Consider the following 14,907-nt stretch of genomic DNA (forward strand, 5'->3'; position numbering starts at 1 on the left):
AAGATGTTGTGCTCCGGACAGGGGGTTCCTGTTCAGAAAGGAGAGATTATGAAAAGAAAGTATATTTATACAATAGTAGCTGCAGCACTTCTGGTCTGTCTTGGTATGTCGGTCGTTTTTCTAAGACCGGACAAGGAGCAACAGCTCGTAAAGGAGTTCCTGGATCAGACATTCACCAAAAGCGAAGAAAATGCAAAGTTGTATCAGGCAGTCATGGATTCACCGTCCGTCATAGGGCTGGGTGTAGATCAACAGACACAGAAAGAAACGGCAGGAAAAGCGCAGCAGGCGTCGGAAGAATTTGAAAAAGCATACAGCACCTATCTGGATTCAAATGGCATGGATGATTTCCAGAATGGACTGTTTGGCTATATGCTGGACTTGTATACGGCAGACGAGACGTGGGAGATTTCTGAAACAGAAATCATGAAAGATAACGACGCTTACAAGTTCCGCGTCAGCATGAATGTGGGAGATACGCCGCAGGAAATTCAGGGAAGAGCAGAAGTGAACGATGGGAAGATCGGCAATCTGGATATTACAGAGTTATAGGAAATATTGGGGAAACCGCAGCAGGATTTAGCCTGCTGCGGTTGATTTTTGGTATGCAGAATGTATATACTATAATTGAAATTGAGAAATATCCGGGAAGGAGGAAGCATATGTCTCAGGTTTTAAATGAAATATTAAAAAAATACGTGGAAGACGTGCATAAAATTTATGGAGAAAAACTGAGGACTATCATTTTATATGGCTCTTATGCCAGAGGTGATTTTAGACCGGATTCAGATATTGATATTATGATTCTGGTGGATTTATCAGATGATGAGATAAGGCGGAAGGGACATACACTTTCCGACCTGACTTTTGATTATAATTTTGATCATGATTTGGAAATTATGCCCATTGTGAAAAATCGGGATCATTTTAATAAATGGCTCAGGGCATATCCATTCTATAATAATATCAAGAATGAAGGGGTAGAATTATATGCAGCATAATTTAGATGATATTGGCGGAGCCAGAGAATTATATTATTTCAATAGAAGATGCAAAAGAGCAGTTGGAAACAGCGAAAGAGGTAGTAGAATTGGTTGAACGGTACCTCAAGACACTGGATGAAAAATAAGATTGTTAAGAAGGTAAAATATAAAAAAACGGAAGAATTCCACAGAGGAAAAGTCTTCCAATTTTTTCTCCGGGAAACTAAGTGATCGTCGAGCAACTTTATGTAAAAAGTTTTGCATGATGTAGAAAAATCAGTAGATCTGGAAATCCTTTTATTTAAGAATCGACGCAATTGATTTGCAACGCAAAACGAATCGTTGTACAAAGAAGTGCAACGAAAAACAAAATCGTTGCAAAATGATTGCGACGATTTTATAATAATAGGAGAGGTGATGTGCGATGAGAGAGAATAAAAGGCTGGAATATAAAGAAAATATGGAATCAGGAACATTTCTGAAAACGATCAGTGCATATGCAAATTATGGTGGTGGGAAGATCATTTTTGGAATTGCAGATGATGGAACTGTAAAAGGAATCTCTAAACCGGAAGAAGCATGTCTAAATCTGGAAAATAAGATTAATGACAGTATAAAACCGGTTCCGGAATATTCGATAGAGATTGGGGAAGATTCTACAATTATTCTCAGCGTCTGCGAGGGTCCTTATAAACCTTATCTTTATAAAGGAAAAGCGTATAAGCGGTATGATTCCGCTACCATAGAGGTGGATCGCCTGGAATATGGAAGACTGATTCTGGAGGGACAAAATCAGTCTTACGAAGAACTTCCTTCATCTATGCAGGAACTGACATTTGACCGTTTGGAAGAGGAGTTAAAAGAAAGTCTGGGAATTACCAGTCTGAATGAAGATATCCTGAAAACGCTGGAACTCTATTCGGAAAAAAGAGGATTCAATAATGCGGCAGCTTTACTGGCTGACAGAAATCAGTTTCCGGGAATCGATATGATTCGCTTCGGAAGCAGTATTGATGAGATCATGGACAGGGCGACGTTTGAACATATGTCTGTTTTGGCACAGTTAAGCAGTTGTATCGAGATGTTTCAGACGTACTATCAGTATGAGAAAATAGAAGGCGTTGAGAGAAAACAAATTGACAAGATACCGGAGAAGGCCTTCCGTGAAGCGATTGCAAATGCTTTGGTACATCGGGCATGGGATGTCCGGGCTTCCATAAAAATCAGTATGTTTGAAGATAGAATCGAAATCAGCTCACCTGGCGGGCTCCCGGCAGGAATTGGCCGGGAAGAATATTTGAATGGGCAGATTTCTGTCCTCAGAAATCCGATTCTTGGAAATGTTTTTTTCCGGCTGAAATATATTGAGAAGTTTGGAACGGGGATTATGAGAATTAACCGGTCTTATTCTAATGCATTGGAAAAACCGTCCTATCAGATTTTTGAGAATTCCATTCAGGTGGTACTTCCGGTAATCGCATCAGATGAGAAACTCTCAGAAAAGGATAAGAAGATTCTGGACATTATCCGGGACAAGGGAACCGTGAGCAGAAGTGAGATTGAAAAGCTTGCGGGAACAGGAAAAGATTCGACAATCCGCAGTCTGAATCTGCTGTTGAAGAAACATATTATTGAAAAAACGGGAGCCGGAAGAGGAGTAAAATATCATATCCGGTAAAGAATAAAGCATACGAAAAGCAACCGGAATACATCCCATGGAATGAGATGCACCGGTTGCTTTCTATTTACTGTAGCCCGACGGTGTCTATCTTGTCATCCACCGTCCGTTTGTAAAGTCCGGGATGGCAACCGGCTGTCCGCCCATTGCGATGGACTGTTCGGAGAGGACGCTGATGCACATCCAGGAAGCCGCGTCATAGACGTCGATCGGGCAAGGCCGTCCGTCGCGGATACACTGTGCGAATTCCCGGAAGACGAGGTAGTCCATACCGCCGTGTCCTCCTTTGATTTCGCTCTTCAAGAAGTCTTTCCAGATCGGATGGTCATACTGCTCTTCGTATTCTTTTGCATTTCCCCAGTGTTTGTTCCAGAAGAATTCCTCTTCCAGGGAATACAGTCCGTCCAGGAAGACGGAATCGGTCTTTTCCTCATACATGCCCTTTGTGCCGCAGACTGTGAAATCACGGCTGTAGTAGCGTGGAAGAGAGGTGTCGAGTGTCAGCAGAATCGTCTCCCCTCCGGCACAGGTGATGACGGTATTGACAACATCACCCTGAGCAAACCGGGCGTGAAGCAGGGACTGGTCGCAGTCCGGGTGCCGGCGCACGTATTCATTCATCCCTTTGGAGATGGAAGCGGTGCTTGTCAGAGTGAGCATCCGGTTTCCGTGGTTGATATCAAGGATCCTTGCGATCGGACCGAGTTCGTGAGTCGGATAGTTCTCCGCATTCCGGTTGAGATAATTTCTGAGACGGTAATGGCGGTTTTCTTTTCCGCGGGTAACCTCGCTTCTCAGATCATGCATATAGCCGCCGCGGCAGTGGACGATATCTCCGAATACACCCTGCTCTTTCATATTCAGGGCCATCAGCTCCCGGCGCCCGTAACAGCAGTTTTCCATGAACATAAACGGTGTTTTTGTCTCTTCGTAAGTCCGGACAAGCTCCCAGCATTCTTCCAGACTGTATACGCCTCCGACTTCGATTCCTACCGGGATTCCTGCTTTCATTGCCTCGATGGCAGCAGGTACGTGGTGCTCCCATGAGGTAGCGATAATCAAAGCGTCAATATCTGAGCGGGTCAGAACTTCTGAATACTCCGGCTCGGCAGCAGGACGATGCCCGCAGCGCTCTTCGATCAGGTCCTGTGCCTGTTTGATTCTGTCTTCATAAGCGTCACATACGACAGAAATCTGCATTTCCGGGATATACAAAAGGGTTTCCTTTAAAAGCATATAGCCTCTGTTTCCCAGTCCGACAAGTCCGATCTTTAATGGTTCCATAATCAAGTCCTCCTTCATGAAATCTCATCCACAGCATAGCACAAAGCAAAGAGAGTTACAATAATCACAATTCTCTTTTCGCCCCTGTTTTCCGATGCCTTTTTTTCTGCTATAATAGGTACCGGAAAAGGAGGAACACAATGAGTTTTGTACATTTGCATGTTCATACAGAATATAGTTTGTTAGACGGTTCCAACAAGATCAAGGAGTATGTCGCGCGTGTGAAGGAACTCGGCATGAACAGTGCCGCCATTACGGATCACGGTGTGATGTACGGTGTGATCGATTTTTATAAAGAAGCAAAGAAGGCGGGGATCAATCCGATCCTTGGATGTGAGGTATATGTGGCTCCGGGTTCCCGGTTTGACCGTGAGGCAGGGCACAATGATGACCGGTATTACCACCTTGTCCTTCTGGCGGAAAATGATGAGGGATACCACAACCTGATGAAGATTGTATCGAGAGGGTTTACGGAAGGGTATTACTACAAGCCGCGTGTGGATAAAGAGCTTTTGAGGCAGTACAGCGGCGGGATCATCGCTCTGAGTGCCTGCCTGGCCGGAGAGGTGCAGAAGAATCTGGTGAGGGGTCTTTATGAAGAGGCCAAGAAAGCCGCATACGAGTATCAGGATATTTTCGGAAAAGGGAACTTTTTCCTGGAGCTGCAGGATCACGGGATGGGCGAGCAGCAGACGGCCAACCAGGGCCTTCTTCGTCTGTCGGAAGAGACGGGAATTGAGCTGGTAGCTACCAATGACGTCCACTATACCTATGCGGAGGATGAAAAGCCGCATGACATCCTGCTTTGTCTTCAGACGGGAAAGAAGCTTTCTGATGAGAACCGGATGCGTTACGAAGGCGGCCAGTATTATGTAAAGAGTGAAGAGGAGATGCGGGGGCTCTTCCCGTATGCCCTGCAGGCACTTGAGAATACGCAGAAAATCGCAGACCGCTGCCATGTGGAGATTGAATTCGGAGTCACCAAGCTTCCGAAATACGATGTGCCGGATGGCTATACCTCATGGGAATATTTGCAGAAGCTTTGTTTTGACGGGCTGGAGAACCGGTATCCGGGAAGCCCCAAGGAACTGGTGGAGCGGCTGAATTATGAGCTGGATACGATTCGCACGATGGGGTATGTGGACTACTTCCTGATCGTGTGGGATTTCATCAAGTATGCACGGGATCATGACATTATGGTGGGACCGGGAAGAGGTTCCGCGGCGGGAAGTATCGTGTCCTACTGTCTTGGAATTACCAACATTGATCCGATCCGGTATAACCTGCTCTTTGAGCGGTTCCTGAATCCGGAGCGTGTCACCATGCCGGATATCGACGTGGACTTCTGCTTCGAGAGAAGGCAGGAGGTCATCGATTATGTAACGAGAAAATACGGAACAGACCGGGTGGTGCAGATTGTTACCTTCGGTACCCTGGCGGCGCGGGGAGTTATCCGGGATGTGGGACGTGTCATGGATCTTCCGTACGCCTTTGTGGACAGCATTGCCAAGATGATTCCAACCGAGCTGAATATGACGCTGGACCGGGCGCTTACGATGAATCCGGAGCTGAAAAAGCTGTACGATACGGATGAACAGGTAAGAGAACTGATTGACATGAGCAAGCGTCTGGAAGGTCTTCCGAGACATACGTCCATGCATGCGGCGGGGGTTGTCATCAGTCAGAAGTCCATCGATGAATATGTGCCGCTCTCCCTTGGATCGGACAATTCTCCGGTGACCCAGTTTACCATGACGACGCTGGAAGAGCTGGGTCTTCTGAAGATGGACTTCCTTGGGCTTCGGACCCTTACCGTCATTCAGAATGCGGCCAAGCTTGCGGAACAAAGCACCGGAAAGAAGATCGACATGTCCAGGATCGATTTTGATGACAAGGCAGTCTTTGACTCCCTTTGCAGTGGAAAGACGGACGGCGTGTTCCAGCTGGAAAGCGCAGGGATGAAGAGCTTCATGAAGGAATTAAAGCCGCGGAATCTGGAGGATGTGATCGCGGGGATTTCTCTGTACCGTCCGGGACCGATGGATTTTATCCCGCAGTATGTCAAAGGAAAGAATCATCCGGAACAGATCACCTATGACTGTCCGCAGTTAAAACCGATTCTGGAACCGACCTACGGATGTATCGTCTATCAGGAGCAGGTTATGCAGATCGTGCGGGATCTGGCGGGATACACGCTGGGGCGAAGCGACATTCTGCGGCGTGCCATGTCAAAGAAAAAGGGCGATGTCATGGAGCGGGAGCGTCAGAATTTCGTCTACGGCAATCCGGAGGAAAACGTGCCGGGATGCGTGGCAAACGGCATCGATGAGAAGACAGCCAACAAGATTTACGATGAGATGATTGATTTTGCGAAATATGCCTTCAACAAGTCTCACGCGGCGGCCTATGCGGTCGTTTCCTACGAGACGGCGTGGCTGAAATATTATTATCCGGTAGAATTTATGGCGGCGCTGATGACTTCGGTCATCGATAATCCGGGGAAAGTGGCGGAATACATCTATACCTGTAAAGAGATGGGCATAAAACTGCTGCCTCCGGACATCAATAAAGGGTACGGCAACTTTTCCGTGGACGGGGGCGATATCCGTTACGGCCTTGCGGCAATCAAAAGTATCGGACGGTCCGTGATCGATGACATTATCCGGGAAAGAGAGGCCGGGGGAGAGTTCAAAAACCTCCGGGATTTCGCGGAGCGGATGTCCGGCAAGGACATCAACAAAAGGACGGTTGAAAACTTTATTAAATCCGGGGCCTTCGACTGTTTTACCGGGACGAGAAAGCAGCATATGATGGTCTATCTTAAGATCCTTGACCAGATCAATCAGGAGAAGAAATATTCCATGGCAGGACAGATGAGCCTGTTTGATATTGTGGATGAGGATCAGAGAAAGGAATTTGATATTCAGTTCCCGGATGTGGGCGAATACGAAAAGGAGACGATGCTTGCCTTTGAAAAGGAAGTGCTCGGCGTCTATGTCAGCGGTCATCCGCTGGAAGAATACGAGGAGCGGTGGAAGAAAGCGATCACGGCGACGACACATGATTTCCAGTATGACGATGAGACCGGACATACGAAAGTCCGGGACGGGGCCAAAGAAACCATCGGCGGTATGATTACGTCCCGCACCATAAAATATACGAAGACCAACAAGGTGATGGCATTTATTACCATCGAGGACCTGCTTGGTACGGTGGAGGTCGTGATTTTCCCGAGGGATTACGAGAAGAATCAGCAGTATCTGGAAGTGGACCGGAAGGTGTTCGTAAGGGGACGGGTGTCTGAGGAAGACGAAAGTGCCAGCAAGTTGATCTGTGAGACGATCATTCCGTTTGAACAGACAGAAAAACAGCTCTGGATTCAGTATCCGGATAAGGCATCCTTCCTTCAGGAAGAGCAGCTTGTCTACTCCATGCTCCACATGAGTGAAGGGGAGGAGAAAGTCTTCATTTACTGTCAGGCAGAACGGGCAGTCAAACAGCTTCCGGCGGGGCGGAATGTGGATATCTCAGATGAACTCATGAGCAGATTGACGAACTATTTTGGCAAAGAGCGGGTAAAAGTAGTAGAAAAGTCAAAGATATAGGAAAGATATTGAAAAACGAAAATAAATAGTTTAGTATATTATGTGGTTAAACTATTCACAGAAAACACATACAGAAATCAGGGGATGACCTAATGGAGGTATAAGAATCATGGCAAAAGAAATCAGGACAATAGGTGTTTTAACGAGTGGTGGAGATGCGCCGGGAATGAACGCGGCGATTCGTGCCGTTGTAAGAACAGCGCTTGGAAATGGACTGAAGGTCAGAGGAATCAGAAGAGGATACTCAGGACTTTTAAATGAAGATATTATTGATATGTCCGCGCGCGATGTTTCCGATACGATTCAGCGCGGAGGTACGATTCTCCAGACTGCAAGATGCCAGGAGATGTGCACAGAAGAAGGACAGCAGAGAGCGGCAGCGATCTGTAAGAAATATGAGATTGACGGACTGATTGTAATCGGAGGAGACGGTTCCTTTAAAGGAGCAAGAGCGCTGTCCAATCTCGGGGTGAATACGATCGGTCTTCCGGGAACGATTGACCTGGATATCGCATGTACAGAGTACACGATCGGATTTGATACCGCGGTGAATACGGCGATGGAAGCCATCGACAAAGTACGTGATACCTCTACATCCCATGAGAGATGCAGTATCGTTGAGGTTATGGGACGTGATGCGGGATACCTTGCGCTGTGGTGCGGTATTGCCAACGGAGCAGAGAGAATTCTGCTTCCGGAAGAGCATGATTATAATGCAGAGAAGATCATCGAAGATATCAAGCTGAACAGAAAACGCGGAAAGAAGCATTACATCATCATCAATGCAGAAGGTGTCGGTAACTCCGTCGGCCTTGCAAAAGAGATTGAAGAGGCAACAGGCATGGAGACAAGAGCGACGATTCTTGGACACATGCAGCGCGGTGGAAGCCCGACAGCAAAAGACCGTGTCTACGCGTCCATCATGGGAGCAAAGGCAGTGGATCTTCTTCTGGAAGGAAAGACAAACCGTGTCGTAGGCTACAAGCACGGCGAATATGTAGACTTTGATATCGACGAAGCACTGGAAATGGAAAAGGGAATTCCGCAGTATCAGTACGATATTGCAAAAGAACTCTCTCTTTAATTTACCTTGGAGAGCCAAAAAGCAGGGGGCATTGCGTACTCCCTGCTTTTTTATACTTGAAAAGCAAAAACAGAAATTGTACAATGATAGGACAGAAGGTAAAAAGGAGATATGGACTGTGAGTAGCAATAAAAAGGCGGCGCCTGTCGGAGTGTTTGATTCCGGAGTGGGAGGACTGACAGTAACAAGAGAGATCATGCGGCAGCTTCCGGACGAAAATATGGTGTATTTCGGGGACACTGCGAGAGTGCCGTACGGAAGCAAATCAAAAGATAATATCATACGTTACAGCCGGCAGATCATCCGGTTTCTGCAGACAAAGAATGTCAAGGCTATTGTGATCGCCTGCAATACAGCCAGTGCGCTGGCGCTGGATGTGGTGAAAGAGGAGACCGACATCCCGATTATGGGAGTGATTGTGCCGGGAGCCGCTGCGGCTGTCCGGGCCACCAGAAATAAAAAGATCGGCGTGATCGGGACAGAGGCGACGATCCGGAGCCAGATGTATTCCAAAGTGATGAAGGAGATGCTTCCGGGTGTGGAAGTGATCGGAAAGCCGTGTCCGCTTTTTGTTCCGATTGTGGAAGAAGGATTTGCAAAGCACAAGATTGCGGAGGAGGTCATCGATTACTATCTGGCATCGATGAAAGAGACGGATATAGACACAATGATTCTTGGATGCACCCATTATCCGCTGTTAAGATCCCGGATCATGAAATATCTGGGAGACGGCATTCAGCTGGTGAATCCTGCTTATGAGACGGCGATGGAGCTTAAGAAGCTTCTCAGGAAGATGGATCTGCTCAATGAAGGGCAAAGCAGCGCAGAAGAGAGCGGTCAGGTCTGTGCCAACGGCTCCTATGAGTTTTACGTAAGCGATACGGCGGACAAATTCAAGCAGTTTGCAAATTCCATCCTTCCTTATGATATCCGCACAACCCAGCGGATCAATATCGAAGAATATTAAACATGACGGGGAATGATTATGGATAGAGAGATATTACTTGGAATTACAGGAATGCAGTGGGAGATGATGGACGATGGAGAACAGAAGGCCGAAGATGCTGAAGCAGTGGAAATGCTTACTTCTGCTGATTATTTCTTTAAAAATGGAAAACATTATTTCGTGTATGATGAGACGTCTGGAAGCGGTCGAAAGATTGGAAAAAGCAAGATCAAAATTACGGGAGACCGGATCGTTGAAATCATGAAAGCAGGAGAGATGAGAGGAGGACTGTTCTTTGAGAAGGACAAGCGCACCCTTACCTGTTATGAGACTCCGTACGGTCAGCTTCACTTTGGCGTCTGGACGACCGGTATTGATGTTGATGTAAAAGAGGACGAAATCCTTGCGGAGATCCGCTACCGGATGGAGATGGAAGACAAGCCGATGGCGGACTGCTGCGTCAAAATTCATGCCTGCAGCAAGGGGGAAAAGTCGGCTCAGATGGTGAGAGAGCTGATGGAGCATCAGAAGCAGGATCTCATAAAAGCAGAATAAAGACAGGACAAAGAGTACATTTCATGCTGGATGAAGAGTACTCTTTTTTTCTATATGTTTATCAGGGAGTGAGAAACAATCTGGACGCAGTGTCCGCTCCGAGGCTTCTGGAAGCGGCGCAGATGCTGGGAGCAGGAAAGTTCTATGCATTCTGGAGGATCATTCTTCCGAATATCACAAATGGAATCATGGTATCCGTCATGCTGGCCATGTCCATCGTGTTTGGAGATTTCGTAATTATCAATACACTGGCAGGAAACTATTTCCCGACCGGACAGATGTACCTGTATTCGGCAATGAGACAGTCCGGACAGAAGGCAAGTGCCGTGATCGTGATTCTGTTTATTATCACGCTGGCAATTTCACTTGTGGGATTTGGTCTGCAGAAAAGCAAGAAAAGGAGATAAGAGAAGATGTCTTACATAGAGTTTCAGAATATCAACAAGTTTTACGGAAAAAACCAGGTATTGAAAGATATCAGCCTGAACATTGAAAAAGGACAGTTTGTGACATTGCTCGGACCTTCCGGATGCGGAAAAAGTACGCTTCTTAGGTGTCTGTCCGGCCTCGAAGAGATCAGCTCCGGCCGGATCATCATGGATGGAAAAGACATTACCAATCTGGAACCAAAAGACAGAAACATCGGAATGGTGTTCCAGCACTACAGCCTCTTTCCGAATATGACAGTAGAGGAAAACATTGCCTTCGGTCTGAAAATGCAGAAGAAAAGCAAAGAAGAAATCAAGGCGAAAGTGGATTCTGCGATTCAGATCGTGGAGCTGGAAGGAAAGGAAAAGGCCTATCCGGAAAATCTTTCCGGAGGACAGCAGCAGAGAGTGGCGCTTGCGAGAAGTATCGTGCAGCAGCCAAAGGTTCTGCTTCTGGATGAGCCGTTAAGCGCCATCGATGCGAAGCTTCGGAAGTCTCTGCAGAACAGCATCAAGCAGATTCACAAGGATCTGGGACTGACCTGTATTTTCGTAACCCATGATCAGGACGAGGCGATGGTAATGTCTGATACGATCCACCTCTTCCACGAGGGACGCATTGAACAGTCCAGCGATCCGATCACCATGTATACATCTCCGGTAAGTCAGTTTGCAGCGGCATTCATCGGTAACTATAATATTCTTTCCCGGGAGCAGTTCACGTCCGTAACCGGAAAGAAGATTGCTTCCGAAAACGGAATCGCAATCCGTCCGGAAACGATTCAGATTGTAACAGATCCGTCGGAAGAGACAGATTATACATTTGACGGTGTAATTATTGATAATACACCAAAAGGAAACGTTTTGCAGTATAACATTAACGTAAATGGTGTTAAAATGAAAGTAGACGTACTCTTCAGGAGTAAGGTACTTTTTGAAAACGGACAGAAACTTCGTCTGTCTGTAGCAGATCACAACTGCATCAGAATTTAGCAGAAAGGAACAAAAACGACTATGAAACATGGAATCGTCAATTCGCTCGAAATCCCGCGTTTTTCAGGGATTCAGACCTTTATGAGAATGGAGAATGACACGGATCTTCAGGATGCGGACTTTGTCGTGGCAGGAATTCCGTTCGATACCTGTGCGACTTACCGTGCAGGGGCCAGATTTGGCCCGGCCGCGGTCAGGGAGATGTCTTCTCTGGCGGCCAAACCGTATAATCCCGTTCTGGAAGTGGATATTTTCGGGGAATGCCGGGGAGTGGACTACGGCGATCTTCCGACGGTGCCGGGGTATGTGGAGGAGACTTTTGACAAGGTGCATGCGCAGATGAGAACACTCTTTGAAAGCGGAGCCGTTCCGATTGTTATCGGAGGAGACCACAGTGTGACGCTGCCGGAACTTCGGGCATGCAAGGATGTACACGGAGAGGTGGCGCTGATTCATTTTGACGCCCACTACGATACGATCAAAGAATACTTCGGAAAACCGTACAGCCACGGTACACCGTTTTACCATGCGGCAAAGGAAGGGCTGGTGGATCCGTCCTGCTCCATTCAGGTAGGAATCAGGGAAGGGCTTTACGGACCGGAGGACGCGCAGAATTCCGCAAATCTCGGGTACGAGTCCATCGATGCTCTTACGATACACCACATGAGTGCACAGGAGGTCATAGACCGGATCAAAAGCAGGGTTGGCGGAAAGAAAGTGTTCCTGACATTTGATATCGATTTCCTGGATCCGGCATTTGCTCCGGGAACCGGTACACCGGTGCCGGGCGGATTTTCCACCTGGGAGACGCTGGAGATCCTGCATGGCTTAAAAGATCTGGATGTTGTGGGATACGATGTGGTAGAAGTGGCAAACGCATTTGACGGTTCGGGAATCACTGCCATCGCGGCAGCAGGAATCATTCAGGAGTTCATGTCTCATATTGCATGGAGGAAAAAGCATGGAAAAGATCAAAGATAGGATTGGTGAAAATCCGGTCGTAGAAAAGCTTGCACGAGCAGAGGAAACAGCGTGGATCAATCCGAAAAAAGAATGCTGGGATGATGCCGGAGAAACTTTTGATGTCCGGCCGGAAGAGATTGAGGATGCAAGGGCAAGACTGGAGCGGTTTGCACCGCTGATTCTCAGGTATTTCCCGGAGACGAAAGACCGGGGAGGACTCATCGAGTCCCCTCTTGAGGAAATCCCGAAGATGAAGGCGGCGCTGGAAGAAAAGACCGGAAGTGCTGTTGACGGAAGACTGTTTTTAAAGGAAGACAGCCATCTTGCCATTGCAGGTTCCGTCAAGGCAAGGGGCGGGATTTATGAGGTGCTGAAATACGCGGAGGATCTTGCGGTGAAACACGGCCTCTTGAAAGATGGCGACAGCTACGAGGTGCTTGGCGAGGAAGAGAATCGTGCAGTATTCCGGAAGTATACGATTCAGGTGGGATCCACAGGCAATCTGGGGCTCAGCATCGGTATTATCAGTGCAGTTCTCGGATTTCGGGTCATTGTTCATATGTCTGCGGATGCAAAAGAATGGAAGAAACAGCTTCTTCGGAAGTTCGGCGTCGAAGTCAGGGAATATGAGCAGGACTACGGAGAAGCGGTCGGACAGGGAAGGGCGCTCTCGGACCAGGACTCAAACAGCTATTTTGTGGATGATGAAAATTCCAGAACACTCTTCCTTGGATACGCGACAGCAGGAAAACGGCTGAAAGAGCAGCTGGATGAACAGAAGATTGTCGTAGATAAGGAGCATCCGCTCTTTGTCTATATTCCATGCGGAGTCGGCGGAGCGCCGGGCGGCATTACGGCGGGACTCAAATGGGTGTTTGGCGATGCGGTGCATTGTTTCTTCGCGGAGCCGGTGCAGGCTCCTTGTATGCTGCTTGGTATGGCATCCGGACTGCACAATGAGATTGCGGTTCAGGATATCGGACTGACAGGAAAGACCGATGCAGACGGACTTGCGGTAGGACGTCCGTCTGCCTTTGCGGGAAAGATGATGGAACGTGTATTAAGCGGCGAAGTGACAGTGGAAGACCGGAAACTTCTTCAGTATATGAAGCTTTTGATGGATACGGAAGAGATTTTCCTGGAGCCGAGCGCCTGCGCCGGATTTGCAGGTGTGTCAGCGATGGCAGCACAGGAGGAATTTCAGAAGTATGTGAAGGAACACGGGCTGGAGCCGGTGATGGAAAACGCCGTACAGATCGTCTGGGCGACCGGAGGAAGCCTGGTGCCGGAAGAGATGCGCAGGCAGTATCTGGAAGAGGCACGGATCCTGTCACTGAACGTACCGGGATTTACGGAAAGTGGAAACTGGTACAAAGGAAACCTTCACAGCCACACGGTCAATTCTGACGGCCATCTGACACCGGCGGAGTCGGTGAAACTGTTCCGGGAGCACGGGTATCATTTCCTCTGCTTTTCCGAACACGATCGTTATACCGATTACAGGGACGAATTTGACTGTGAGGACTTTATTATCCTTCCGGGGCTTGAGGCCTCTGCAGTGCTCTATGAGTCAGAAGGATCGAAACTCAGACCGAAGGTGCATCACATCCATGGAATTCTCGGCACGAAAGAAATGCAGAAACAGGCCACAAAAGAGCCGTACAAGCATATGGAAATCCATCCGGTGGACAAATATTACGGAGACTGGGATGGAGCGAAAGCAGCGCAGAAACTGGCGGATGAGATGACGTCCAGAGGAATGATCGCGACCTACAATCATCCGATCTGGTCCAGAGTGCGGGAGGAAGAATTCATCCATACAAAAGGAATCTGGGCGCTGGAAATCTATAATTACGGCACGGTAAATGAAAGTGCCACCGGATATGATGAGACATACTGGGATGTCATGCTGCGGGAAGGGAAACAGATCTTTGCCTTTGCATCCGATGACAATCATAATGACGGGATTGTGGAAGACGCCTGCGGCGGATATATCGTTGTAAAGGCAGAGGAACTTTCCCGCGAAGCGATTGTAACAAACATGCTGGCAGGAAATTATTATTCATCCTCAGGACCGGAAATCTACGACTGGGGAATCCGGGACGGAAAAGCATATGTCAGCTCAAGCCCGGTGTACAGGATCGATTTTATCGCAGGCAACTGTATTAACGACGGGACATCAATTGTATGCAGATCTGTGGACGAGACAGTGGAAAGCGGCGAATATGTCCTTAAAGGACATGAGAAATATGTGAGGGTAAAATGTACTGACCGGTACGGAAAGACTGCATGGAGCAATCCGATTTTCCTTGACCGGGAAAATGCATAGTTTTCCGGAAGGGGAAAACGAAAGAGGATACCGGAGAGTCCGGAATCATTAATAGAAAA

General features: G+C 47.8%; 13 protein-coding genes. 12 read left to right on the plus strand and 1 reads right to left on the minus strand.

What is annotated here, in order from left to right; all coding sequences use genetic code 11:
- Positions 1-48: 48 nt before the first annotated feature.
- From B5E64_RS03280 to B5E64_RS03290, 4 genes are all read left to right on the plus strand, one after another.
- The gene (locus B5E64_RS03280; RefSeq protein ID WP_140398816.1) at positions 49-552 is read left to right on the plus strand and encodes a hypothetical protein; all 504 of its coding nucleotides are present in this window, start codon (positions 49-51) and stop codon (positions 550-552) included.
- Positions 553-605: 53 nt separating this feature from the next.
- Entirely contained in the window at positions 606-1,001 is a 396-nt protein-coding gene (locus B5E64_RS03285) for a nucleotidyltransferase domain-containing protein (protein WP_330680133.1), read from the plus strand.
- Between the two features lie 5 nt (positions 1,002-1,006).
- Positions 1,007-1,129 (plus strand): hypothetical protein, encoded by a 123-nt coding sequence (locus B5E64_RS18610; RefSeq protein WP_275532781.1) that lies wholly within the window; start codon positions 1,007-1,009, stop codon positions 1,127-1,129.
- A 278-nt stretch (positions 1,130-1,407) separates the two neighbouring features.
- The gene (locus B5E64_RS03290) at positions 1,408-2,661 is read left to right on the plus strand and encodes an ATP-binding protein (RefSeq protein ID WP_087167109.1); all 1,254 of its coding nucleotides are present in this window, start codon (positions 1,408-1,410) and stop codon (positions 2,659-2,661) included.
- A gap of 87 nt (positions 2,662-2,748) precedes the next feature.
- On the opposite strand, the gene B5E64_RS03295 is transcribed toward B5E64_RS03290, so the two are convergent.
- Positions 2,749-3,945 carry a Gfo/Idh/MocA family oxidoreductase gene (locus tag B5E64_RS03295; RefSeq protein WP_087167110.1) on the minus strand — a complete coding sequence of 399 codons (1,197 nt, stop codon included), beginning with the start codon at positions 3,943-3,945 and terminating at the stop codon, positions 2,749-2,751.
- A gap of 140 nt (positions 3,946-4,085) precedes the next feature.
- On the opposite strand from B5E64_RS03295, the gene B5E64_RS03300 reads away from it, so the two are divergent.
- From B5E64_RS03300 to B5E64_RS18730, 8 genes are all read left to right on the plus strand, one after another.
- The gene (locus B5E64_RS03300) at positions 4,086-7,550 is read left to right on the plus strand and encodes a DNA polymerase III subunit alpha (protein WP_087167111.1); all 3,465 of its coding nucleotides are present in this window, start codon (positions 4,086-4,088) and stop codon (positions 7,548-7,550) included.
- 109 nt (positions 7,551-7,659) lie between these two features.
- Entirely contained in the window at positions 7,660-8,634 is a 975-nt protein-coding gene (gene pfkA / locus B5E64_RS03305; protein ID WP_087167112.1) for a 6-phosphofructokinase, read from the plus strand.
- A gap of 118 nt (positions 8,635-8,752) precedes the next feature.
- Complete coding sequence (murI, locus tag B5E64_RS03310) at positions 8,753-9,601, plus strand: glutamate racemase (protein WP_087167113.1); 849 nt, start codon at positions 8,753-8,755, stop codon at positions 9,599-9,601.
- A gap of 18 nt (positions 9,602-9,619) precedes the next feature.
- Positions 9,620-10,135 (plus strand): DUF1934 domain-containing protein, encoded by a 516-nt coding sequence (locus B5E64_RS03315; protein WP_162610125.1) that lies wholly within the window; start codon positions 9,620-9,622, stop codon positions 10,133-10,135.
- Positions 10,136-10,158: 23 nt separating this feature from the next.
- Positions 10,159-10,542 (plus strand): ABC transporter permease subunit, encoded by a 384-nt coding sequence (locus B5E64_RS03320; protein ID WP_087167115.1) that lies wholly within the window; start codon positions 10,159-10,161, stop codon positions 10,540-10,542.
- Positions 10,543-10,548: 6 nt separating this feature from the next.
- Entirely contained in the window at positions 10,549-11,556 is a 1,008-nt protein-coding gene (locus B5E64_RS03325; RefSeq protein WP_087167116.1) for an ABC transporter ATP-binding protein, read from the plus strand.
- 21 nt (positions 11,557-11,577) lie between these two features.
- The gene (speB, locus tag B5E64_RS03330) at positions 11,578-12,537 is read left to right on the plus strand and encodes an agmatinase (protein ID WP_087167117.1); all 960 of its coding nucleotides are present in this window, start codon (positions 11,578-11,580) and stop codon (positions 12,535-12,537) included.
- The gene (locus tag B5E64_RS18730; protein ID WP_343284039.1) at positions 12,518-14,848 is read left to right on the plus strand and encodes a D-serine ammonia-lyase; all 2,331 of its coding nucleotides are present in this window, start codon (positions 12,518-12,520) and stop codon (positions 14,846-14,848) included. The genes speB and B5E64_RS18730 overlap by 20 nt, the downstream gene beginning before the upstream one ends.
- The last annotated feature ends 59 nt before the right edge of the window (positions 14,849-14,907 follow it).

The sequence above is a fragment of the Drancourtella sp. An12 genome, from assembly GCF_002160935.1.
GTDB lineage: Bacteria > Bacillota > Clostridia > Lachnospirales > Lachnospiraceae > Sellimonas > Sellimonas catena.